The organism is Hydrogenophaga sp. FW305-3-2-15-A-LB1 (genome assembly GCF_058787875.1).
Genome location: NZ_JBYTAE010000072.1, coordinates 1 through 22,572 on the forward strand (window position 1 = coordinate 1; position 22,572 = coordinate 22,572).

Below are 22,572 nucleotides of genomic sequence, written 5' to 3' on the forward strand. Positions count from 1 at the left end.
GAACCCACCACCCCCTCCCTGCCGCATGCGCCCCTGCCCGCCTACTACCGCGACGAGGCCGACCATGCGCGCTACGTGCGCCGCATCTTCGACGAGACCGCCGTCGACTACGACCGCATCGAGCGCGCCATGGCGTTCGGCTCGGGTGGCTGGTACCGGCGCGAGGCGCTGGTGCGGGCAGGCCTGGCCGCCGGCGACAAGGTCGTCGACGTGGGCATCGGCACGGGGCTGCTGGCGCGCCAGGCCTGTGACTTGATCGGCGAGCACGGCCGCCTGATCGGCGTGGACCCGAGCCCAGGCATGCTGGCCCAGGTGGACCTGCCGGGCGTGGAGCTGCGCGCCGGCCGGGCGGAAGAGCTGCCCTGCGCCACGGGCGAAGCCGACTTCCTGAGCTTCGGCTATGCCTTCCGGCATGTGTCGGACGTGGACGCCGCACTGCGCGAATTCCACCGCGTGCTGCGGCCCGGCGGCCGGCTGCTGATCCTGGAAATCAGCCAACCTTCGAGCCGCCTTTCGCGCACCCTGGTGAAGTTCTACATGCGCCGCATCGTGCCCACCCTGGCGCGCTTCGTGGCCCGCGAGCGCGGCAGCGCGGAGCTGTGGCGCTACTACTGGGACACCATTGAAACCTGCATTCCGCCCGCGCAGATTCTGCAGGCCATGGAGCGCGCGGGCTTCCAGCAGGTGCAGCGCCACACCGAGCTCGGCGTGTTCTCGGAGTACACCGCCGTGCGGCCCTGAGAGGGGCTCAGTCAGTCGGCCTTCATGATCGTCTCGCCGCGCAGGGCCCCCATGTCGCGGATGTTGAAGCGGTGCCGCTTCCAGCCCGCGTAGGTGCGGCGCCAGTTCGCCACCGAGACCACGTAGTAGATCAGCTTGAACATCACCAGCGACATCCGATAGGCCGGGCCGTGGTGGATGTCCGCCGCCAGCAGCGACATGAGACCCTGCTTCACCTTGAACCGGTTGTTCGGGTGCATGAACATGTCGCGGATGGTGGGGTTGGTGACGCGGTAGATGAACCACGAGTAATCGCGCGGGCCGATGCGCACGCGCTTCTCGTACGCGGCGCGCGCCGCGGGCAGGCGCTGCGGTTGATCCAGCGCCGTGGCGACGAACTGCGCGCCGTCGAAGCCGCTCTGCATCGCCAGAAACACGCCCGAGGAGAACATCGGGTCGATGAACGTGAACGCATCGCCCACCATCAGGTAGCGGTCGCCCGTGGCGTGCGTGCTGGAGTAGGCGAAGTTGCCCGTGGCATGCACCTGGTCGTCCACCAGCGTCGCGTCCTTCAGGCGATCGTGCAGCTCCGGGCAGAGGGCGATCGTCTCGAAGAAATAGTCCTTCAGCGGCTTGTCGCGCGCTTTCAGGTAGTAGGCCCAGCACACCGCGCCCACGCTCGTGGTGCCGTCAGCCAGCGGGATGAACCAGAACCAGCCGTGCTCGAACCAGCAGATGCTGATGTTGCCTTCGCGCTTGCCTTCCAGGCGCCGCGCGCCTCGGAAATGGCCGAACAGCGCCGTGCTGTTGTGGTCCTTGTTCTTCTGCTTGCACCTGAACTTGTTCGCCAGCAGGGTGTCGCGGCCCGTGGCGTCCACCACGAAGCGGGCGCGCCAGCGGCGCGTTTCACCGCTGTCGAGCACCGCCTCGGCACTGGCGCCGTCGTCGTCGAAAGCCACCTCGGTGACCTTCGCGCCTTCGAGCGCCTCGGCGCCCACCTTGGCCGCATGGCGAAACAACAGCTCGTCCATCTCGGAACGGCGCACCTGCCAGGCCGATGCCATCGACGGATCCCAACCCTCGGCGAAATCGACATAGCTGCAGTAGTCCAGATCGGGCGGCACGAACTCGATGCCGAACTTCGGCATGCCGATTTTCTCGATCTGGTCCCGCACACCGAGCTTGTCGAACAAAGCCACGTTGCCAGGCAACAGCGACTCGCCGATGTGGAAGCGGGGATGGTGCTCCTTCTCCAGCAACACCACCTTGCGGCCTTCGCGCGCGAGCAGGGCGGCGATGGTGGAGCCGGCGGGGCCGCCGCCGATCACTAGGACGTCGCAGTTGTCTTCGGGGTGCATGGTGGTCTCCTGAACGTGGTGCAGTCTGGCAAGACTTGAAAAATACCACGTTGAAAAGTTGCCCCGAAGGTCGCTTCAGACTGGCTGCGGTCGTTCAGCGTTTGAGCTTGGCCCGTTGCATTGCTGCGGGTTCCGTCATTCGCAACTAGCACATTTGCGTACGTGCCTTTCTGGTAGACACTGCGCAATCCCGTCGTCGAGCACCGTGTCAAACTGCTCCCCAACCTTCACTTCTAACTGGCTCAGGACGTCAAGAGGGGCTTCAAACGTGCCCCCAACGGCATAGCGCCTGGGCACCTCAGCTTGAACGGTAGACCCGCGCGCATGCAACCTCGCTATCTCGTTGTCGATCAGAATTTCTTGCGAGCCGACGAACTCCGGTCTCAGCTTGCCTCAGACCCTAATCTGTGCATTGTTCTTCCCGATCTCGCGTTTCTTGAGATCACCAAGAACGAGCGCTGGGAATTGACTCTTCGTCTCTCGCTTGCAGTGCTTGCCGACTATCGTCAGCGCGTATTCGTGGGTCGATCGGTAAGCGAGTCGCTAAGGTATGAGCTTTACCATGGAAAACCGGTCACCGGGCACATGATGTACCGGGATGCAACGCGCTTCGTCAGAGAAATTCTTGCCTCCGTCGAGAGCGGAACGGAGGGGGAAGGTATCGCGCGAATTCGCAGCAACCCGGACAACCACTTGCAGGAGCTTCAGCGCGACTATCTGAATCACAGCGCTAACAAGCTACATGCCTCGGAACTCGTAGATGCAACCAAGTTGGTTGCATCATCCGCGTTCGCTGAAAGTGTGCGCAGCAATCGCGCGTCTCGCGAGGAGCGGTTGGAGTTCCTTACGAAGCAGGCTCCATCCATTCTGCTTGGCGTCCTGATAGACAACGGTTTCAGTCGGGAACGGGCGAGCAGTCTTGCGCGGAAGAAGCCTATGCTGCTTCGGTACTTCTACCTCAAGATGTGGGCCTCCATCGATTGGTTGGAAATGGGCCGACTCGAGGGCCTGGGTGAAAAGAGGGTTACGAACGATCTTCTTGACCACGAATACGTCCTGACTGCAACCTTCTTCAACGGTGTGCTCAGCAAGGAGCGCAAAGTCAATGATGCCTATCATGACCTCATGCAGCTGTTGTCGGGGCGGGTCTAACGCCTCCGTCGAGCGGAACGACTGCTTCAACGCTTTCGCAAAGATCGCGCTTGGCTAGCCGCAGTCAAGCACAGCGAGATGACGGCCGCCGCTCTCGCTGCGGATCATTCACCCAGGCTGAGCCGCTGAAGATCAAAGTTCGAAATCGGCACGCTCATCCCCCCGCTCAACACGCCTGGGCTGCTTCAGGGGTGCCCGATAATGGCCGTGTAACAAGGGCAAAGCCCGTGCCGCACACCATTCCGATTCGAGCCCAGGGAGACCGATGGACAAGAAGAATCTCTCCGAGAGCGACATCTGCGACAAGTTCATCCGCCCGGCCATGGAGACTGCTGGCTGGGACGGCATGGACCAGATCTACCGTGAGTTCCCCCTTCGGGCGGGCCGCGTGGTCGTTCGCGGCCAGAAGGCGTATCGGGACAAGGCCACGGTGCTGCGTGCCGATTACGCGCTGTTTTACAAGCTCAACATCCCGCTGGCTGTGGTCGAGGCAAAAGACAACAGCTACGCCGTGGGCGCAGGCATGGCGCAAGCCATCAACTATGCGGACCTGCTGGGCGTGCCCTTCAGCTTCTCGTCCAATGGCGATGGATTTGTTTTCCGTGACGCCACCCTGACCACCGGCGTGCTGGAGCAGACCATTTCGCTGGCAGAGTTCCCCAGCCCGGCTGAACTCTGGCGGCGCTATTGCACCTGGAAGGGCTGGTCACCAGAGGTCGAGCGGATTGCCGGGTTCGACTATTCCCCCAGCAAAACCCCGCGCTATTACCAGCTCAACGCCATCAACCGCACGGTCGAAGCCATCGCCGGTGGGCAGAACCGTGTGCTGTTGGTCATGGCTACAGGAACTGGCAAGACCTACACCGCCTTCCAGATCATCTGGCGCCTATGGAAGAGCGGCGCCAAGAAGCGCATCCTGTTCTTGGCCGATCGCAATATCCTGATCGACCAGACCATGGTCAACGACTTCCGCCCCTTCAAGGGTGCCATGGCCAAGCTCAGCCCAAACGCCAAAGGTGTGGAGCGCATTGATGCTCAAGGCAGCGTCACTGTCGATGCTGTGGAGCTGGCGGTTAACAAGTCGACCAAGCAGGTCGACAAGAGCTACGAGATTTACCTCTCGCTCTACCAGGCCGTCACCGGCACGGAAGAGGAAAGCAACATCTACAAGCAGTTCTCACCCGACTTCTTCGATCTCATCGTGGTGGATGAGTGCCACCGGGGCAGTGCCGCCGAAGACTCGGCATGGCGCGACATCCTCACCTACTTCAGCAGCGCTACCCAGATCGGCCTGACCGCAACGCCCAAGGAAACCGACACCGCGTCCAACATCCACTACTTCGGCGAACCGGTCTACACCTACAGCCTCAAGCAAGGCATAGAGGACGGCTACCTCGCGCCCTACAAAGTCATCCGCGTCGACCTGGACCGCGACACCTTCGGCTGGCGCCCCACCGAGGGCATGATGGACAAGGCCGGCAACCTGATTGAAGACCGGGTCTATACCGGTGCCGATATGAACCGCAAGCTCGTGCTGGAAAAGCGCGACGAAGCTGTGGCCGCCAAGATCACCGAATACCTCAAGGCCACCGACCGCAACGCCAAGACCATCGTCTTCTGCGAAGACATCGACCACGCTGCTCGCATGCGCCAGGCCTTGGCCAATGCCAACGCCGACATCTGCGCCACCCAACCCAGATACGTGGTGCAGATCACCGGCGACAACCTGGAAGGCAAGCGCGAGCTCGACAATTTCATCGATCCTGAGAAGCCCTACCCGGTGATTGCCACCACCTCCAAGCTCATGAGCACCGGGGTGGACGCCCAGACCTGCAAGCTCATCGTGCTGGACCAGAACATCAAGTCGATGACGCTGTTCAAGCAGATCATCGGTCGCGGCACCCGCCTGCGCGAAGACCTGGGCAAGAGCTGGTTCACCATCATGGACTTCAAGCGCGCCACCGAGCTCTTCGCCGACCCCGCGTTTGACGGCGACCCGGTGCAGATCTACGAGCCCGGCCAAGGCGACCCCATCGAACCACCTGCGGTCGATGACCCGGGTGTGCCACAGCCTCCGGGCGATGGACTGCCACCTCTGGGGCCGATCATCGATGGCCCCGGCGAAGGCGGCAACACAGAGCCCAAGAAGTACATCGTCGGTGGCATGGTCACCGTCTCGGTCGCCCGTGAGCGCGTGCAGTACCTCAATGCCGACGGGAAACTGATCACCGAGAGCTTGCGCGACTACACCCGCATCAACCTCACCCGCCAATACGACTCGCTCGACAAGTTCCTACAAGCCTGGAACGACGCCGAGCGCAAAGCCGCTCTTATCGAAGAACTGGAGCGCCAGGGCGTGCTGATCGAAGCGCTGGCCGATGAGATCGCCCACACTGGTCTGAAAGACCTCGACCCCTTCGACCTGCTGCTGCACGTGGCCTACAACATGCCACCGCTCACCCGGCGCGAGCGTGCCAGCCGCGTGAAAAAGCGCAACGTCTTCACCCAGTACGGCCCCATGGCTCGCCAGGTGATCGATGCACTGCTCGACAAATACGCCGACGAAGGCATCACCACGCTGGAAGCCAACAACGTGCTCAGCCTGCCCCCGGTCAACCAGCTGGGCCTGCCGGTGGAGCTGATCCGCAGCTTCGGTGGCCGTTCCCAATACCTTGAAGCCCTGAACACATTGGAACGCGAGCTGTATTCGCCCGCAGTGCCCTGATTCCCTGACTCCCCGAACGCATGTCCAACCTCTCTCCTGTCATCAAATCTATCCAAGACATCATGCGCCAGGACTCTGGCGTGGATGGCGACGCCCAGCGCATCTCGCAACTCACTTGGCTGCTGTTCCTTAAGGTCTTTGACGCGCTCGAAGAAGAACTGGAACTCACCCGCGACGCCTACAAGAGCCCGATTCCCGAGAGCATGCGTTGGCGGAACTGGGCTGCCAACCCAGAGGGCATGACAGGCGACGACCTGCAAGACTTCGTCAACACAGAGCTGTTCGTCACCCTCAAGAACCTGCCGGCCGATCCGGTGCGCAACCCGCGCGGCTACGTGGTGCGTGGCGTGTTTGAAGACGCCTACAACTACATGAAGAGTGGTCACCTGCTGCGTCAGGTGGTCAACAAGCTCAACACCATCGACTTCAACCGCCAGAGTGAGCGGCACCAGTTCAACGATCTCTACGAAAAGATCCTCAAGGACTTGCAGAGCGCCGGGAATGCGGGGGAGTTCTATACGCCGCGCGCAGTCACGCAGTTTATGGTGGACATGGTCAACCCTCAGCTCGGGGAGGAGGTGCTTGATCCCGCGACCGGTACCGGCGGCTTCCTCGTCTGCGCCATCGAACACCTGCGCCAGCAGGTCAAGACCACCGAAGACGAAGCGCGGCTTCAGCAGAGCATTCGCGGCGTCGAGAAAAAGCAGCTGCCCCATATGCTGTGCGTCACCAACCTCATGCTGCACGGCATCGAGGTGCCCAGCAACATCCGCCATGACAACACGCTCGCCCGCCCACTGCGAGAAGTCACCCAGGCTGACCGGGTGGACGTGGTGCTGACCAACCCGCCCTTCGGTGGCATTGAAGAGCCGGGTATTGAGCACGGCTTCCCCGCCGATGTGCGCACCAAGGAAACGGCTGACCTCTTCCTGGTGCTCATCAAGCACATCCTCAAAGCCAAGGGCCGCGCTGCGCTGGTGTTGCCCGACGGCACGCTGTTTGGCGAGGGTGTCAAGACTCGCATCAAGGAACAGCTGCTGACCGAGTGCAACTTGCACACCATCGTGCGCCTGCCCAACGGCGTGTTCGCGCCCTACACCGGCATCAAGACCAATCTGCTGTTCTTCACCAAAGGCCAGCCCACGCAACACATCTGGTACTACGAACACCCCTACCCCGAGGGCGTGAAGAGCTACAACAAGACCAAGCCCATCCGCATCGAAGAGTTCGACGCCGAGAAGGCCTGGTGGGGCAGCGAGGTTGGCGGCTTCGCCGCCCGGGAGGAAAACGAGCGTGCCTGGAAGGTGAGCATCGACCAGATCAAAGCCGCCAATTACAACCTTGACCAGAAGAACCCTCACGCGGCCGACGTGGTGAGCCACGACCCCGAAGTGCTGCTGGCCGACTACGCCAGGTTGCAAAGCGAAGCGCAGGTCCTGCGCGATGAGCTCAAGGCCATCTTGGCGGAATCGCTCATTGGAGCCCGCGGATGAGCGCTCTGCTGGGAGCTCGCGAACCCGTCGCGAAATACTTGAGCACCTTGCCGCCGCCCCTGGTGCAGCACTTTGACCTGTTGGGAAAAGCCCCAGGTGGCGTGACCAAGCTGCGCGAGCTGATCTTGACGCTGGCGGTACAGGGCAAGCTGGTGCCGCAAGACCCAAGCGATGCACCAGCGACTGAGCTGCTGAAGGACATTCAAGCTGAGAAAGATCAGCTTATCGCTGCGAAGATGGTGCAGCGCGAAAGGGAAGAACCCACGTTAGCTGAAGACGCGCTGCCGTTCAAATTGCCCGTCTCGTGGAGCTGGGCTGCCTTGGGCGCGGTCATCGACATTGTTCGCGGCATTACCTTCCCAGCGACTCACAAAACGAAAGATCCTGCGCCCGGCCGGATAGCCTGCCTTCGCACCTCGAATGTCCAACAGACCATCGAGTGGGATGACCTGCTTTTTGTTGAACGCTCATTCATGGGCCATGAATACCAACTCATTCGACATCACGATATCGTGATGTCCATGGCGAACAGCCGTGAGTTGGTCGGAAAAGTAGCTCTGATCGACCATATTCCTCATCCAGAAGCTACGTTTGGTGGATTTCTTGGCGTCTTACGCCCACGCAAGATTGACCCTCGGTATGCAATGGCTGTGCTGCGCACCCCCTACGCTCGTGCGATGCTGATCGACAGCTCAAGCCAAACGACAAACATTGCCAACGTTTCGTTGGCAAAGCTGCGACCGCTGCCCTTCCCTTTGCCTCCCGCCGACGAACAATCCCGTATCACTATCCGCATCGAAGAACTCATGCGCCTCTGCGACGCCCTCGAAGCCAAGGGCCAGCTCGAAGCCGCGCAACACGCACAGCTCGTGCAAACCCTGCTGGGCGCGCTGACCGCCTGCAACTCACCCGAAGAACTGGCCGACAACTGGCAACGCGTCGCCACCCACTTCAACCTCCTGCTTGACCGCCGCGAAGCCATCGACGCCCTGGAGCAAACCATCCTGCAACTGGCCGTGCGCGGCCTGCTCGTGCCCCAGGACCCGAACGACGAGTCGGCCAGTGTGTTGCTGCAGAGAATTCGCGCAGAGAAGGATGGACTGATCGCGGAAGGCAAGATCAAGCGGGACAAACCTTTGCCTACCGTTGACGAGTTTCCATTCGCCCTTCCATCTGGATGGATTTGGACGCGTCTTGGTGTGGTAGGCGAGTCATTCACCTATGGCTCTTCTCAAAAAGCCAGCGACGATTCGAGTGGAGTTCCCATTCTCAGGATGGGCAACATTCAAGGTGGCAAGGTAGTGATGGGCAACTTGAAGTATTTGAAGGATCTTCAAGATGAATTGCCGTCGTTGTTACTTGAGAAGGGGGACGTGCTTTTCAACCGCACCAACAGCTATGAACTCGTTGGTAAAACTGGAATTTTTCCCGGCTACAACCGCTCCGTCACCTTTGCCTCTTACTTGATTCGGATTCGTCTCATGGAGCGATTTTGTTCACCGGAGTATGCAAATCTCTACATGAACACAAGCGACTGCCGAAGTAACGAAATTGAGCCCGATCTGACGCAACAAACTGGGCAGGCAAACTACAACGGAACGAAACTTAAAAATATCCGGTTTCCCTTACCACCGAGAGAAGAACAATCCCGCATCGTCGCCCGCGTCGAATCCCTGCGCCGCCTGTGCAATGACCTGCGTCAGCGCCTCGCCGCCCGTCAGATCACGCAGTCCCACCTGGCCGATGCCCTGATCGACGAGGTGGCCTGAGCATGTCGTTCGTCGGCGAAGCCACCGGAGTGTTCGGTCTGCTGGGTAAAGCGTGGAGCCTGCTGCGCGACCGCCTGGACCCAGCCCGCGCACAGGCCAAACGCCTCATCGACACCTTCGAGGCCTACGGCATCGCCCGCCAGCAGATCCCGCGCCTTCTTCCAACGGAGTTGAAGCTGCCGAATGCTGCGTTCTCTGCGCCGGACAAGCTGAAAGACAAGCTCACGCACGAGCTGCTGGACTGGGCCGCGAACTACCTGGCCATCCGGCGCTCGTGGCTCGACAACGTCGACGAGCAGCCTCACCTGCTGGAAGACCACTACAAGGCGCCCGCTGGCTACCGGGACTGGCTCGCGCACCGTCTTGAAGTTGCGCCCCATGTCACCCGCTACCTCGCTGTATGGAAGCCGCTGGGCCAGGACATTCCACAGGGCCATGGACCGCTGTGCCTGATCTACGAGGAAACCACCGACGGCCTCGATGAGACTGAGTTCACCCGGTACTGGCTGTTGTCCGACCACTGGAGCCTCGACCACGCGCCCTGCCTCGAGAACCTGCTCGCCGTGATCGCGGTCGCCCGTTCACTGGGGATCTGGGTTTTGGGCAGCGATGTACCGATGGCGCAGCTTCAGCAGTTGGAGGCCGGCAAGAAGCTCATTCCCGAGGTAGCAAGACGCCGCCAGGGCAAATGGCATCCGGAGGACTTGATCGAACCCTTGCCCGGAAAAGACGCTGAATGGCGCCAAGCACTCTGGGCGGGTGCTCAGGGTTACCTGAGTCGGGAAGGACTACAGCCTCAGTAGGCAAGCCTTGCGGATTGAGCTGCACAGCAGCCTGGACCTTGGCGGCCACACCATGCCATCAATCCACTAGCTCGGACAACACGTGTTGGCTTTGTCGAACGGCCTCGTTTGAGCAGGCGACTCAAGCCGCCGCGTCGGAAGCTGAAGGCAGCAACCGCTGCATCGCGGCTATTGATCTACGTTGGGCGCGATTCCCTAAGGGGGCTCGCGCGGCCCGTTCACTCTTAATAAGCAGGGCCCGTCACGCTATCAAGCCTGTTGCAGCTTGCCGCAGCGTCAAGCAACCTTGCCGCAAGCGCTCTCGCCTGCGCAGGGCTGAGGCTCCATTCCAGTTCGAAGGGGACTTCGCGTGCCTGCAGCAGCACCACGGCGGGCACATCCGGTTCCGCCGTGCGGCTCGCGGCCACGCTCAGGCCTGCCATCGTGCGCTGCTGAATCGAGAGTGACATGCGCTGCGCGGGCACGGTGCAGCGCATGAGGTAGACCGGCTCGGGCAATGGGATCTGGCGGAGTTTCATGGGGCCGTCCCCGTGTCGTTCATGCCCAGCTCACGCAGCACCGCGAGGCGGCACACGCTGGCCATGGAGCGGTGTTCGCGCTCGGCCCGTTCTTTCACACGTTCCAGTTCGGCCGGCGTGAGCCGCAGGGCGATGGGGCGCGAGCTGTTGACGCCGTTGGGCACGCGCTTGCGTGTCGAAGAGTCAGCTGATCGGGTCATGGCGAAGTAGCTCCTTCCCTGGGCTAGCATTGAGTAACGGAAAAATACACAACCAAGCGGAAAAATGCGATCAAACGATCCATTGTAAGCTATTTGAGCGATTTAATGAATACTTTTGGTTCACGTTTTCGCGAAGAGCGACGCCGGCTCGGCCTGCTTCAGCAGGAGATCGCAGATGCCACTGGGCTCTCGATGCGCGCGATAGGGACCTACGAGAGAGGGGTGCGCAGTCCGGATGCCGAGGTGCTGATGCGTTTGATCGATCTGGGCATGGACGTGTACTACGTGCTGACGGGCGAGCGCGTCGGCACCAGGCTGGACCTGGACCCAATGCAGCGCTCGCTGCTGGACGACTTCGAGCGATGCACCCCGGAGGCGCAGCTCGAGTTGGTGAAGCACGCCGCGCTGATGGCCAAGGGCGTGGCACCAACGGCTTCGAGCGCGCCAGCCCGAAAACCGCGGGCAAAGGCCACCGCCCCCGCCAAACAAAAAAAGAAGATCGACTAGTCAGGCCAGCCTGAAGATCCGTCCATGGCCTTCTCGCTGATCTGCAACGGTTCGCCCCTGCCGCATGAAGAGCCGCACAACGCGGCGGTGCCGTGGTGGAGTTTCACGAAGACGGTGCTGTCAGCCGCGTCGTTGACCCTGGTGCGTGACGGCCTGGTCGGCCTCGACGATGCGGTGCCCGAAGGCCCGTTCACGCTGCGCCATCTTCTAAGGCACGAGGCCGGGCTGGCGGACTATGGCGAGCTGCCCGAGTACCACGCCGCCGTGGCGCGCCATGAGGCGCCCTGGCCGGCGGGTGAGATGCTGCAGCGCCTGGATGCCAGCCGTCTGCGGTATGAGCCCGGAACCGGTTGGTGGTACTCGAATGTGGGTTATCTGTATGTCGCGCGGCTCATCGAGCGCGTGACCGGCCTCGCGCTGCAAGACGCGCTGGTGCAGCGGGCGCTGGCACCGCTGGGTGTGGCGGGTGCTCTTCTCGCGACAACCCCGGCGGATGTGGCGGGCCTGGCCTACCACCCGGGCTGGGTCTATCACGGCCTGCTGGTGGGCCCGCTGTCGGGCGCGGCGCGGTTCCTGGACGGTCTGCTGGCCGGGCAGCTGCTGCCCGATGCGCTGTTGCGCGAGATGCAGACGGCGCGCCACCTTGGCGGGGCCATCCCCGGGCGGCCGTGGACGTCGGCGGGTTATGGCCTGGGGCTGATGCAGGGCACCGTGGACGCGGGACTCACGGTGGCCGGGCACACCGGCGTCGGGCCGGGCAGTGTGGTGGCGGTCTACCGCTGCGCCCAGGGCGCGGGCTCGGCGACCTGCGCGGTGTTTCATGCGGGGGCCGACGAAGGCCGCGCGGAGAGAGACGTGGTCGATCGTCTCTCGCGGTGCTTGGCGCGCTGAGGCCGGCCGGGCGGCGCCCGAGGGTCTCGGTTACCGAGCCAACACCGTCCCCCGGCACTCCCCGAACCCGATGCGCCGGAACCCCGCGCGCTCGCAGTGCGCGCGCAGCACGATGGTGTCTCCGTCCGCGAGAAAGCCCAGGGTCTCGCCGTTGGCGAGCGTCAAGGGGCGCTGGCCGCCTTGCGTGAGCTCGAGCAGTGAGCCGCCCTGTTCGGGCGCGGGGCCCGAGAGCGTGCCGCTGCCCAGCAGGTCGCCGGCCCGCAGGTCGCAGCCGTTGACGGTGTGGTGGGTCACCAGCTGCGCGGCGGTCCAGTAGGCGTCGGTGAAGTTGGACCGGCTGAGCCGCTCGGCCGCATGGCCGGCTGCGCGCATGGCGGCGGTCTGCACCCAGGCTTCCAGCGCGATGTCGATCGCGCCTTGTTCGCGGTTGCTGGCCGAGTCCAGGTAGGGCAGCGGTGCCGGGTCGCCGTCGGGCCGGGTGAAGGCCTGGCGGTAGGGCGCGAGCGCTTCCAGGGTGACGATCCAGGGCGAGAGCGTGCTGGCGAAGTTCTTCGAGAGGAAGGGGCCCAGGGGCTGGTATTCCCAGGCCTGGATGTCGCGCGCGCTCCAGTCGTTGAGCAGCACGATGCCGAAGAGGTGGTCTTCGGCGTTGTCGATGGCGATGGGTTCGCCCTGTTGGCTGGGCTGGCCGATGACCAGGCCGAGTTCGAGTTCGTGGTCGAGCCGCTTCGTGGGTTGCAGCGTGGGCGCGGCCCCGTTGCCGGGGCTCAGCTGGCCCATGGGGCGCTTGAATTCATCGGGGCTCACGCGCAGCGTGGAGGCGCGGCCGTGGTAGCCGATGGGCACCCACTTGTAGTTGGGCAGCAGGGGGTTGTCGGGCCGGAACAGCTTGCCGACCGTGGTGGCGTGGTGGATGCCGGTGTAGAAGTCGGTGTAGTCGCCGACGTCGAAGGGCATGCCCATGCGCACGCTGGCTTGCGGGTGCAGCGCGGCCTTGAAGGTGGCTTCTTTCGGGCTGCCCTGGCGCAGGCCTTCGCTGAGGGTGCGGCGCAGGGCCCGCCGTTGTTCGGGTGCGAGGGCCAGCAGGCGCGCCATGTCGCTGTGGTCCAGCACACCGGCGCTCTGCAGGTCGAGCACCTGGTCGCCGATCGCCACGCCGATGCGCCAGCCGGGTTCATCGCCCACCCTGAACCGGCCGTAGGGCAGGTTCTGGATGGGGAAGTCGGTGGCGGGATCGTTGGCGGACGCCAGCCAGCTCTGCAGGCCGGCGCCGTGGGTGTCGTCGATGCGGGGCGGCGCCATGGGGCTTTACTCCACCTGGATGTTCTGGCGCTTGATGACCGCGCCCCATTTCTGGGTTTCGGCCTTCATGAAGGCGGCGAACTGCTCGGGCGTGCCGCCGGCGGGCTTGAGCGATTGTTCGTCCAGGAACTTCTGGAACTCGGGCGATTTCAGCGCGGCGTTCACGCCGCCGTTGAGCTTGCTCACCACGTCGGCCGGCACACCGGCGGGCGCGAGCAGGCCGACCCAGGAGGTGGCTTCGAAGCCAGGGTAGGTGTCGCCCACGGTGGGCACGTCGGGCAGCGCGGGGATGCGCTCGCGCGAGGTCACGGCCAGCGCGCGCATCTTGCCGGCGCGGATGTGGGCCAGCACCGAGGTGACGCTGACGAACATCACCTGCACCTGGCCGCCGAGCACGTCGGTGATGGCGGGTGCGCCGCCTTTGTAGGGCACGTGGTTGAACGCGGTGCCCGAGGTGGCCTTGAAGAGTTCAGTGGTGAGGTGGTTGGAGCTGCCCGCGCCGGTGGAGGCGTAGTGCAGCGTGTCGGGCTTGGCCTTGGCCAGGTCCACGAGTTCGCGCAGGCTCTTGGCCGGCACCGAGGGGTGCACCACCAGCACCAGCGGCGAGGTGGCGATCAGCGCGATGGGCTTGAGGTCCTTGTCGGAATCGAAGGTGAGCTTGTAGAGCAGCGGGTTGACGGCGTGCGTGTCGAAGGCGGTGAGCAGGGTGTAGCCGTCGGCCTTGGAACGCGCGACCTGGGCCGCGCCGATGGAGCCGCCCGCGCCGGCCTTGTTCTCCACCACCAGGGTCTGGCCCAGGCTGGCGCTGAGTTCGGTGCCGAGCTTGCGCGTCACGTTGTCCACGATGCCGCCGGCCGGGAAGGGCACGATCACCTGGATGGTCTTGTTCGGGTAGGGGCCCGACTGCGCGGAGGCGACCAGTGGCAGGCCACCCACGGCCAGGGCGATGGCACCGGCCATCACGGTGCGGCGGCGGGTGGAAGGAAGGGAAGCGTGACTCATGTTGTCTCCAGAGAAGGGAAAGAAAAGAGAAGGGGGATGTCAGTCGTTGAGCACCGCGACCGCGCGCACCCAGCCGGCCGAGCCGTGTTTGATCTTGATGGGGAAGCAGCTGATGTCGAAGCCGTGCGAGGGCAGCTGGTCGAGGTTGGAGAGCTTCTCCATCTGGTAGTAGCCGATGTCGCGGCCGGCCTTGTGGCCTTCCCAGATGATGGAAGGGTCGCCGTCGCGCTCGAAGCGCTCGACCACGAACTTGAAGGCCGCGTCCCAGCTGTAGGAGTCGGTGCCGACCACGCGCACGCCGCGCTCCAGCAGGTAGAGCGTGGCCGCGCGGCCGAAGCCGCAGGCGCTTTCCCAGTAGTCCTCCTGGCCCTGGCGCGCGCCGGCGCGGGTGTTGGCCACCACGATGTCCAGCGGCTGCAGCTCGTAGTTGATGCGCTTGAGCTCGGCTTCGATGTCTTGCGGCGTGACCACGTAGCCGGCCTCGAAGTGGCGGAAGTCGAGTTTCACGCCGGGGCGCAGGCACCAGTCCAGCGGCACCTCGTCGATGCCGGGGGCGGGGCGGCCGCCTTCCTGCAGCGCGTGGTCGGTGGTGGGGTGGTAGTGCCAGGGCGCGTCCATGTGCGTGCCGGCGTGGGTGGAGAGCGAGATCTTCTCCACCGCCCAGGCCTTGCCTTCGGGCAGCGAGTCGGGGCCGATGCCGGGGAACAGCTTGGAGAACAGCTCCCACGACTGGTCGTGGTCGGCGTACTGGATCTGCGGGCGGTGGTGGGCCGGCGAGGTGGGCTTGTCTTCCAGCGTGACGGAGAGGTCGATGATGCGGCGGGGCATGGGGGCTTGTTTACGGTGAGGAGGGGGAGGAAGGCGAGACGGGCCGCGCGCGCAGGCCGGCGACCACGAAGGCCACCAGCTGGCGCACGATGGCTTCGGGGTCGTCGGTGTCGCACAGGCCGCCCGAGAGGCGGTTGAGCCGGTGGTAGGCCGCGTCCGCGTCGGACACGATGTAGTGCATGGCGCCGATGGCGAAGGCGTAGCGCCAGAACGCGTCCTGCCGGCTCAGGCCGGGCTCGGCGTCCATCAGGGCCTGCACGAACAGCAGGGCGGTGCTGTCGTACTGCTGGAACAGCGCGCTGTTCGTGAACTCGCTGGGCAGCGCACGCGCCTGCAGGATCAGGCGCGTGAGCAGGCGGCCGTCGCCCGTGGCGTCGGCGCTCAGGCGGATCGGGGGCGCCAGCAGCGCTTCCACCACGTGCTCGAGCGAGCGGCCCGGGCCGTCGGGCTGCTGCGCCAGCATCTCGCGGCGCAGCTGGTTCACCGGGTCGGCCACGGTCTGCAGCACCTCGCGGATCAGCGCTTCCTTGGAGCCGAAGTGGTAGTGGATCGCCGCCACGTTGGTCTCGCTCGCGGTGGTGATCTCCTTGAGCGAGGCGGCCTCGAAACCGCGCGTGGCGAAGACGCGCAGCGCGGCCATCACGATCTTGGAGCGCGTCGAGTCCTTGGGTTTGGGGGCTGGGGTGTTCATGTGAAATTCAAATTTCAATTTGAAATGTAGATTTGAAGTCTGGCCTGGGGCATTGGTACAAACCCTAGGTCGGCAGGGAATGCGGGCCGCATCTCCGAGGCGGATTCTCATCAAACGAGAATGCAAATTGACCGGCCCCGGGGCGCGGCGCCACCATCCCGACCCTCACACCGCTTCCCATTCGATACTGGAGACTCCATGAAACCTTCCCGCAACCTGGCGCGTGCCCTGGTCGCCCTCAGCCTGGGCGCCGCGAGCGCCGCCTGGGCCGGCCCTTTCCAGGGCGGCATCGTCACGCTGATCACGCCGGCCTCCTCGGGCAGCTCGTTCGACAACGCCGCGCGCGCCCTGGCCGACGGCCTGGCCAAGACCTGGGGCATCCCGGTCGTGGTGAACAACCGCCCCGGCGCGGCCACCATCCTGGCCACCAGCGTGGCCGCCAAAGCCGCGCCGGACGGCCGCACGATCCTGCTGTCCGTCACGCCCACGATCCAGGCGCCCTTTCTCTCCACCAAGCTGGACTACGACCCCGTCACCAGCTTCGCGCCGGTCGCGCAGATGTTCGACGCGCGCCTGTGGCTGGCGGTGAACACCCAGGTGCCCGCGCGCACGGTCAAGGAGTTCGTGGCGCTGGCGAAGGCGCCGAACGCGAAGTTCGCCTACTCCTCGCCGGGCAACGGTTCCACGCCGCACCTGAACGCGAGCCAGCTCGCGCACCAGGCCAAGATCGACATGCTGCACGTGCCCTACAAGGGCGTGGCGCCGGCCGTGGTGGACCTGGCCGCCGGCATGGTCACCGCCACCTTCGCGAGTTATTCCGATTTGGTGCCGCACGTGCAGAGCGGGCGCGTGCGCATCCTCGCCAGCACCGGCGCCGAGCGCTCGCCGCTGAGCCGCGACGTGCCCACGATGAAGGAGGCCGGCTACGCGGACTTCGAGACCGTGGGCTTCGGCGGCCTGGTGGTGCCCGCGGGCACGCCGCAGCCGCTGGTGGACGAGATCTCGCGCGACGTGATCAAGGTGCTGGCCCAGCCCGAGGTCAAGGGGCGCCTGATCACGCTCGGCCTCGAGCCGCACAGCCAGGGCCCGGCCGAGTTCGGCAAGCTGATCGTGGCGCAGACCGCCTACTGGAAGAAGGTGATCAAGGACGCCGACGTCAAGCCCGAATGAAAGTCCCCACCATGACCGCACCCCGCCTCGAACACTCCCACCACCTGCGCTTCGTCGGTGACTGGGGCCAGGCCAATTTCCACCGCATCTGCGCCTGGCTGTGCGAAGAGTTCTGCAAGCGCAGCGGCCCACGCAGCCGCGTGGCGATCTGGAGCATCCGCGCCGGTGGCATCGAGGCCATCGACCTGGTGGAGGAAGGCGAGGCCGATCTGTGCATCGTCACGCCGGCCATGCTCATGCCCGCCGCGCTCGACGGCCGCCTGATCTTCCAGGGCCGCGCCGCGCCGCACCTGCGCGCCCTGGCCGTGCTGCCGCAGAACGACCGCATGGTGCTGGCCCTGCGGCCGGACCTGGGCATCCGCAGCTTCGAGGAACTGCGCCAGAAGAAACCGGCGCTGCGCATCGCGACCTCGCGCAACGACGGCACCAACTTCATCGGCTACGTGGCGCGCCTGTTCATGCAGGCGCACGGCATCGACGACGCCACCTTCGCCAGCTGGGGCGGCACCTACGTGGAAGACTCCAATCCGCGCGAAAGCCTGCAGCGCATGCAGGACGGCGAGGTGGACGGCGTGCTGCAGGAGGCGATCATGACGCCCTGGTGGTCCGACATCGTGGAGAGCGGCCAGGTGGTGCCGCTGCCGTCGGAAGAGGCCGTGCTGCAACAGCTCCAGAAGGACTACGGTTTCGGCCGCAACGACCTGCCGGCCGGTTACTGGCCTTCGCTGCAGACCTCGCTGCCCGCGCTCGACTTCTCGGACTTCCTGATCCTGGTGCGCGACGACATGCCCGACGACATCGCCCACCTGCTGACCTGGTGCCTGGTGGAAACGCGCGCGGCCATCGAGCGCCAGTACCGCCACCTGCCGCCGCAGCGCAGCCCGCTGAGCTACCCGCTGGTGCCCTCGGCGATGGCGCGGACCTCGATCGCCCTGCACCCGGGCGCGCGCCGCTACTACGAGGCCGCGGGCCACCTCTGAGCCTTGCGCGCAGGGCCCTCGCTCAGGGCGCGCGCATGTGTTGCACCGCGCGGCGCACCATGTCGCAGAAGTACTCCGCCGCCGGCGTGGGCGGCAGGCCGGCGCGGCGCACCAGGCACACCGGCGGCGCGGGCAGGGGCTCGCGCACGTCGATGCGCGCCAGCAGCGGCGCCAGCGACTCCGACTGGATCCACTGCACCGGCAGCATCATCAGCAGGTCGGAGTTCGCCAGCGCCACCATGAAGGTGAGCGCCGAGTGCGCCTTCATCACCAGCCTGGGCGCCGGCAGGCCGTTTTGCGCGAACAGCGGGCCCAGCTCTTCTTCCGCGTTGTGCGTGATCGAGGTCGTGATCCATTCCGCATCCACCAGCTCGCGCAGCGAGCGCGCCTGCGCCAGCGGGTGGCCCTTTCGGCTCACGATGGTGCGCGTGTTGTCGAACAGCTTTTCCACCTGCAGCGCCGAGACCACGTCGGCCGGCGCCGGGCCGATGTAGAGGTCCAGGCTGCCGTCGAGCAGGCCCGGCTCGCTGCCCGGGTACACCGCGTCCACGATGTCGATCTGCACCTGGGGGTAACGCGCGCGGAACGCGCCGAGTGCAAACGGCAGCAGGGCGATGTGCGCCACGCTGGACATGGCCACCGCGAGGTTGCCGTGCACCTCGCCGCGCAGCTGGTCCAGCTCTTCGGTGGCGCGGCGCAGGTCGTGCATGGCGCAGGCCACGCGCTTGTGGAAGGCCGCGCCCATGTCGGTCAGCACCACGCCGGTGGAGCGCCGCTCGAACAACACCACGCCGAGTTCCTTCTCCAGCTCCTTGATGCTGTGGCTCAACGCGGGCTGCGCGCTGCCCAGCTGGCGCGCGGCCGCGCGCAGGCTGCCGCGCTCGGCGACGGCGAGGAAATCCCGCAAGGCGTTGAACTTCATGCCGGCCCGCTCCGGGTGATCGAAAAACCATATCGCATCCCACAATTCTCCGTCTTTTCCATTTCGCGGTGGCTGCCTACGATGCGGCCGCATGAAGACCTCGCCCCCCGTGATTCCCCGCGTGCTCATCGTCGGCGCCGGCCCCGCCGGCCTGGCCCTGGCCATCGAGCTGGGCCAGCGCCGCATCCCCTGCCTGCTGCTGGAGCGCAACGACCGCGTGGGCTACGCGCCGCGCGCCAAGACCACCAACGTGCGCACCCGCGAGCACCTGCGGCGCTGGGGCATCGCGCCGCAGCTGCGCGCGGCCTCGCCGCTGGGCGTGGACTACCCGTCCAACGTGGTGTTCTGCACCCGCCTCTCGGGCCACGAACTCACGCGCTTCGAGAACGCCTTCTTCTGCGCGCCGGGCCGCAACCCGCTCTACGCCGAGCACGCGCAATGGATCCCGCAGTACAGCCTGGAAGAGGTGCTGCGCGCCCACGCCCAGACGCTGCCGGGCGTGGAGATCCGCTTCAACAGCGAGGTGCTGGCCTTCGAGCAGGATGCGCAAGGCGTGCACGTCACGGTGCGCGACCTCCAGCGCAAGGACACCTACACGGTGTCGGCCGACTACCTGGTGGGCGCCGACGGCGCGCGCAGCCTGGTGCGCGAAGGCATGGGCGCAAAACTCGAAGGCCAGTACGGCCTTTCGCGCAACTACAACATCGTCTTCCACGCACCGGGCCTGGCGCAGGCCCACGCGCTGGGGCCGGCCATCATGTACTGGCAGATCAATGAAGACGTGCCGAGCCTGATCGGCCCGATGGACCGGGGCGACACCTGGTTCTTCATGCCCACCGGCGTGCCGCCCGATTTCCGGCTCGACGCCGAGGGCAGCGCGGCGCTGATCCGCCGCGCCACCGGCATCGACCTGCCCTACCGCGCCCTGTCCACCGACGAGTGGGTGGCCAGCCGTTTCCTGGGCGACAACTACCGCGACCGGCGCGTGTTCCTCGTGGGCGATGCCTGCCACCTGCACCCGCCCTTCGGCGGCTACGGCATGAACATGGGCGTGGCCGACAGCGTGGACCTGGGCTGGAAGCTCGCGGCCGTGCTGGCGGGCTGGGGCGGCGAGGCCTTGCTGGACAGCTACATGGCCGAGCGCCGCCCGGTGCACCAGATGGTGCTCGACGAGGCCGTGGCCAACCACGCGCTGCTGGGCAACCAGCTCGCGCGCGCCGGGCTGGACGCCGACGACCCGGCCGGCGCGGCCCTGCGCGAGGACGTGGGCGCGCGCATCCAGGCCGCCAAGTCGCGCGAGTTCACCACGCTGGGCGTGGTGCTCGGCTACCGCTACGAGGACTCGCCCGTGATCGCCCACGACGGCAGCCGCGCGCCGCAGATGGACTACCTCAACTACGTGCCCTCCAACCGCCCCGGCGCGCGCGCGCCACACGCCTGGCTGCACGACGGCAGCTCGCTGTACGACCACTTCGGCGAAGGCTTCACCCTGCTCGCGCACGCCGACGTGCCCGAGACCGTGGTGCAGGCCGTGCGCGAGCGCCTGCGCGCCGCGGGCGTGCCGCTCACCGTGCTGCGCCCGGCCTGGGGCGCGTTCGCCGAGCTGTACCCGACCCGGCTCACGCTGGTGCGGCCCGACCAGCACGTGGCCTGGCGCGGCGATGACTGGCCCGACGCGCCGGACGCGCTGGTGGCGCGCATCACCGGCCACACCGCGGTTTCTTCCCCTCGACAGAAGGCCTTCGCATGAACACCCGCCTGCCCGCCGCGGTGCATTCGGTGCACCGCTTCACCTTCACCGTGCCCGATCTCGCGGAGGCCGAGCGCTTCTACACCTGCTTCGGCCTGGACGTGCGGCTCGAGGGCGAGCGCCTGCTGCTGCGCACCTTCGGCCACCCGCACGTCTGGGCGCACGTACTCGAAGGCGGCGAGCGCAAGCGCCTGCAATATGTGGCCTACGGCATCCACGCCGACGACGTGGAGACCTTCGCCGAGCGCATCGCGGCGCAGGGCCGCGCAGGCGAGCCGCACCCGCTGGCGCAGGAGCCGGGGCTGTGGCTGCGCGACCCCGATGGCCTGGCGCTGCAGCTGGTGGTCGCGCCCAAGGTCTCGCCGTCCGCACCCTCGGTGCCCCGGCCGCCGGTGCCCGCCGTGCCCGGCCAGGGCCAGGCCTCGCCGCGCAGCCGGCTCGGGCCCGTGCGGCCGCGTTACCTCTCGCACATCCTGCAGTTCACGCCCGATGTGCCGGGCATGCTGGCCTTCTGTTCATCGATGCTCGGCCTGCGCCTGTCGGACCGCTCGGGCGACGTGATCGCCTTCCTGCACACGCCGCACGGCAGCGACCACCACCTGGTGGCCTTCGCGAAATCCCACGGCCCCGGCCTGCACCACAGCAGCTGGGACGTGCCCGGCCTCGACGAGGTGGGTCAGGGCATGGACCAGATGCGCAGCGCCGGCTACGGCGACGGCTGGGGCGTGGGCCGGCACGTGCTCGGCTCCAACTACTTCAACTACGTGCAAGACCCCTGGGGCAGTTTCTGCGAGTACTCGGCCGGCATCGATCATGTGCCCGCCGGCCTGGACTGGCCCGCCGCCGACCACCCCGCCGAGGACGCGCTGTTCGTCTGGGGCCCGGCCGTTCCCACCCACTTCATCACCAACCACGAGACCCCATGAGACTGATTGCCTTCCAAGACGAGAGCGGCGCCGCGCGCCTGGGCGCGCGCGTGAACGACCACACCCTGCTGGACCTCACCGCCGCCGGCCTGCCCGATTCGCTCGACGAGCTGCTGCGCCAGGGCGAGGCGGGTTTTCGCGCGGCGCGCGCGGCCATCGAGCGCGGCCAGCACGCGCGCCCGCTTGCCGGCCTCACCTACCTGCCGCCGGTGCTGGAGCCCGCCAAGGCCTTCGCGATCGGCCTGAACTACGTGGACCACGCGACCGAAAGCCACTTCGAGAAACCGAAGCACCCGGTGATCTTCCACCGCTACCCCTCGTCCTGGGTCGCCCACGGGCAGCCGCTGGTGCGGCCGCACGTGTCGGCGCAGTTCGACTACGAGGCCGAGCTGGTGGCGGTGATCGGCAAGGGCGGCCGCTACATCCGCCAGGAAGACGCACTGGACCACGTCGCGGGGTACACGCTGTTCAACGACGGCTCCCTCCGCGACCACCAGTTCCGCTCCAACCAGTGGATGATGGGCAAGAACTTCGACCGCAGCGGGGGCTTCGGCCCCGAGTTCGTGAGCGCCGACGAACTGCCCCCGGGCGCGCACGGCCTGCGCCTGCAATGCCGGCTCAACGGCCAGGTGGTGCAGGACGCGAACACGCGCGACATGATCTTCGACGTGGCCACGCTGGTGGCCGCGTGTTCGGAGGCCATGGCCCTGGTGCCGGGCGACCTCATCATCACCGGCACGCCCGCCGGCGTGGGCCTGGCGCGCAAGCCGCCGCTGTGGATGAAGCCGGGCGACGTGTGCGAGGTGGAGGTCGAAGGCGTGGGGGTGCTGCGCAACCCCATCGTGGACGAGCGATGATTGCCAGG

The 22,572-nt window shown here is 65.9% G+C and carries 21 protein-coding genes; 13 read left to right on the forward strand and 8 right to left on the reverse strand.

Annotated features, from left to right (window positions below):
• Window positions 1–741 (forward strand): class I SAM-dependent methyltransferase (locus AC3WPZ_RS20505; protein ID WP_492441231.1); only part of this gene is annotated, 741 nt, incomplete at its 5' end.
• A gap of 11 nt (window positions 742–752) precedes the next feature.
• Here AC3WPZ_RS20505 and AC3WPZ_RS20510 read toward each other — a convergent pair.
• A complete protein-coding gene (locus AC3WPZ_RS20510) occupies window positions 753–2,078 on the reverse strand; it encodes an NAD(P)/FAD-dependent oxidoreductase (RefSeq protein WP_492441233.1) in 1,326 nt (441 codons plus the stop codon).
• A gap of 324 nt (window positions 2,079–2,402) precedes the next feature.
• On the opposite strand from AC3WPZ_RS20510, the gene AC3WPZ_RS20515 reads away from it, so the two are divergent.
• From AC3WPZ_RS20515 to AC3WPZ_RS20535, 5 genes are all read left to right on the forward strand, one after another.
• Complete coding sequence (locus AC3WPZ_RS20515; protein ID WP_492441235.1) at window positions 2,403–3,230, forward strand: hypothetical protein; 828 nt, start codon at window positions 2,403–2,405, stop codon at window positions 3,228–3,230.
• 265 nt (window positions 3,231–3,495) lie between these two features.
• Window positions 3,496–5,955, forward strand: coding sequence for an EcoAI/FtnUII family type I restriction enzme subunit R (hsdR, locus tag AC3WPZ_RS20520; RefSeq protein ID WP_492441237.1), 2,460 nt, complete (start codon window positions 3,496–3,498; stop codon window positions 5,953–5,955).
• Window positions 5,956–5,975: 20 nt separating this feature from the next.
• On the forward strand, window positions 5,976–7,448 hold the full coding sequence (locus AC3WPZ_RS20525) for a type I restriction-modification system subunit M (RefSeq protein WP_492441239.1): 1,473 nt from the start codon (window positions 5,976–5,978) through the stop codon (window positions 7,446–7,448).
• The gene (locus AC3WPZ_RS20530) at window positions 7,445–9,217 is read left to right on the forward strand and encodes a restriction endonuclease subunit S (protein WP_492441241.1); all 1,773 of its coding nucleotides are present in this window, start codon (window positions 7,445–7,447) and stop codon (window positions 9,215–9,217) included. The genes AC3WPZ_RS20525 and AC3WPZ_RS20530 overlap by 4 nt, the downstream gene beginning before the upstream one ends.
• A gap of 2 nt (window positions 9,218–9,219) precedes the next feature.
• Window positions 9,220–10,020, forward strand: a complete 801-nt coding sequence (locus AC3WPZ_RS20535; RefSeq protein ID WP_492441243.1) for a hypothetical protein — start codon at window positions 9,220–9,222, stop codon at window positions 10,018–10,020.
• Between the two features lie 224 nt (window positions 10,021–10,244).
• Here the strand turns inward: AC3WPZ_RS20535 and AC3WPZ_RS20540 are convergent, their stop codons facing one another.
• Together AC3WPZ_RS20540 and AC3WPZ_RS20545 are read right to left on the reverse strand one after the other, a co-directional pair.
• Window positions 10,245–10,538 carry a hypothetical protein gene (locus AC3WPZ_RS20540; RefSeq protein WP_492441245.1) on the reverse strand — a complete coding sequence of 98 codons (294 nt, stop codon included), beginning with the start codon at window positions 10,536–10,538 and terminating at the stop codon, window positions 10,245–10,247.
• Entirely contained in the window at window positions 10,535–10,738 is a 204-nt protein-coding gene (locus tag AC3WPZ_RS20545) for a hypothetical protein (RefSeq protein ID WP_382152567.1), read from the reverse strand. The genes AC3WPZ_RS20540 and AC3WPZ_RS20545 overlap by 4 nt, the downstream gene beginning before the upstream one ends.
• 105 nt (window positions 10,739–10,843) lie before the next feature.
• Here AC3WPZ_RS20545 and AC3WPZ_RS20550 point away from each other — a divergent pair, with 105 nt between their 5' ends.
• Both AC3WPZ_RS20550 and AC3WPZ_RS20555 read left to right on the forward strand, forming a co-directional pair.
• Window positions 10,844–11,245 (forward strand): helix-turn-helix domain-containing protein, encoded by a 402-nt coding sequence (locus AC3WPZ_RS20550; RefSeq protein ID WP_492441248.1) that lies wholly within the window; start codon window positions 10,844–10,846, stop codon window positions 11,243–11,245.
• A 24-nt stretch (window positions 11,246–11,269) separates the two neighbouring features.
• Entirely contained in the window at window positions 11,270–12,136 is an 867-nt protein-coding gene (locus AC3WPZ_RS20555; protein WP_492441250.1) for a serine hydrolase domain-containing protein, read from the forward strand.
• A 30-nt stretch (window positions 12,137–12,166) separates the two neighbouring features.
• Here the strand turns inward: AC3WPZ_RS20555 and fahA are convergent, their stop codons facing one another.
• From fahA to AC3WPZ_RS20575, 4 genes are read right to left on the reverse strand one after another with little or no spacing between them, the layout of a single operon-like run.
• Complete coding sequence (fahA, locus tag AC3WPZ_RS20560; RefSeq protein WP_492441252.1) at window positions 12,167–13,438, reverse strand: fumarylacetoacetase; 1,272 nt, start codon at window positions 13,436–13,438, stop codon at window positions 12,167–12,169.
• Between the two features lie 6 nt (window positions 13,439–13,444).
• Entirely contained in the window at window positions 13,445–14,440 is a 996-nt protein-coding gene (locus tag AC3WPZ_RS20565) for a Bug family tripartite tricarboxylate transporter substrate binding protein (protein ID WP_492441254.1), read from the reverse strand.
• Window positions 14,441–14,479: 39 nt separating this feature from the next.
• Window positions 14,480–15,268, reverse strand: a complete 789-nt coding sequence (locus AC3WPZ_RS20570; RefSeq protein WP_444688835.1) for a cyclase family protein — start codon at window positions 15,266–15,268, stop codon at window positions 14,480–14,482.
• A gap of 10 nt (window positions 15,269–15,278) precedes the next feature.
• Window positions 15,279–15,959: a TetR/AcrR family transcriptional regulator gene (locus tag AC3WPZ_RS20575; protein WP_492441256.1), complete on the reverse strand. Its 681-nt coding sequence runs from the start codon at window positions 15,957–15,959 to the stop codon at window positions 15,279–15,281.
• A 198-nt stretch (window positions 15,960–16,157) separates the two neighbouring features.
• Here AC3WPZ_RS20575 and AC3WPZ_RS20580 point away from each other — a divergent pair, with 198 nt between their 5' ends.
• Window positions 16,158–17,129 (forward strand): Bug family tripartite tricarboxylate transporter substrate binding protein, encoded by a 972-nt coding sequence (locus tag AC3WPZ_RS20580; RefSeq protein WP_492441258.1) that lies wholly within the window; start codon window positions 16,158–16,160, stop codon window positions 17,127–17,129.
• Between the two features lie 11 nt (window positions 17,130–17,140).
• On the forward strand, window positions 17,141–18,109 hold the full coding sequence (locus AC3WPZ_RS20585; protein WP_492441260.1) for a TAXI family TRAP transporter solute-binding subunit: 969 nt from the start codon (window positions 17,141–17,143) through the stop codon (window positions 18,107–18,109).
• A 22-nt stretch (window positions 18,110–18,131) separates the two neighbouring features.
• Here AC3WPZ_RS20585 and AC3WPZ_RS20590 read toward each other — a convergent pair whose 3' ends face one another.
• The gene (locus AC3WPZ_RS20590) at window positions 18,132–19,031 is read right to left on the reverse strand and encodes a LysR substrate-binding domain-containing protein (protein ID WP_444688839.1); all 900 of its coding nucleotides are present in this window, start codon (window positions 19,029–19,031) and stop codon (window positions 18,132–18,134) included.
• A gap of 91 nt (window positions 19,032–19,122) precedes the next feature.
• On the opposite strand from AC3WPZ_RS20590, the gene AC3WPZ_RS20595 reads away from it, so the two are divergent.
• Genes AC3WPZ_RS20595 through AC3WPZ_RS20605 form a run of 3 tightly spaced genes read left to right on the forward strand, consistent with a single transcriptional unit; the run spans window position 19,123 to window position 22,564 of the window.
• Entirely contained in the window at window positions 19,123–20,781 is a 1,659-nt protein-coding gene (locus AC3WPZ_RS20595) for an FAD-dependent monooxygenase (protein WP_492441262.1), read from the forward strand.
• Window positions 20,778–21,707: a VOC family protein gene (locus AC3WPZ_RS20600; RefSeq protein ID WP_492441264.1), complete on the forward strand. Its 930-nt coding sequence runs from the start codon at window positions 20,778–20,780 to the stop codon at window positions 21,705–21,707. Before AC3WPZ_RS20595 ends, AC3WPZ_RS20600 begins: the two co-directional genes overlap by 4 nt.
• On the forward strand, window positions 21,704–22,564 hold the full coding sequence (locus AC3WPZ_RS20605) for a fumarylacetoacetate hydrolase family protein (protein ID WP_492441266.1): 861 nt from the start codon (window positions 21,704–21,706) through the stop codon (window positions 22,562–22,564). Before AC3WPZ_RS20600 ends, AC3WPZ_RS20605 begins: the two co-directional genes overlap by 4 nt.
• Window positions 22,565–22,572 lie beyond the last annotated feature (8 nt).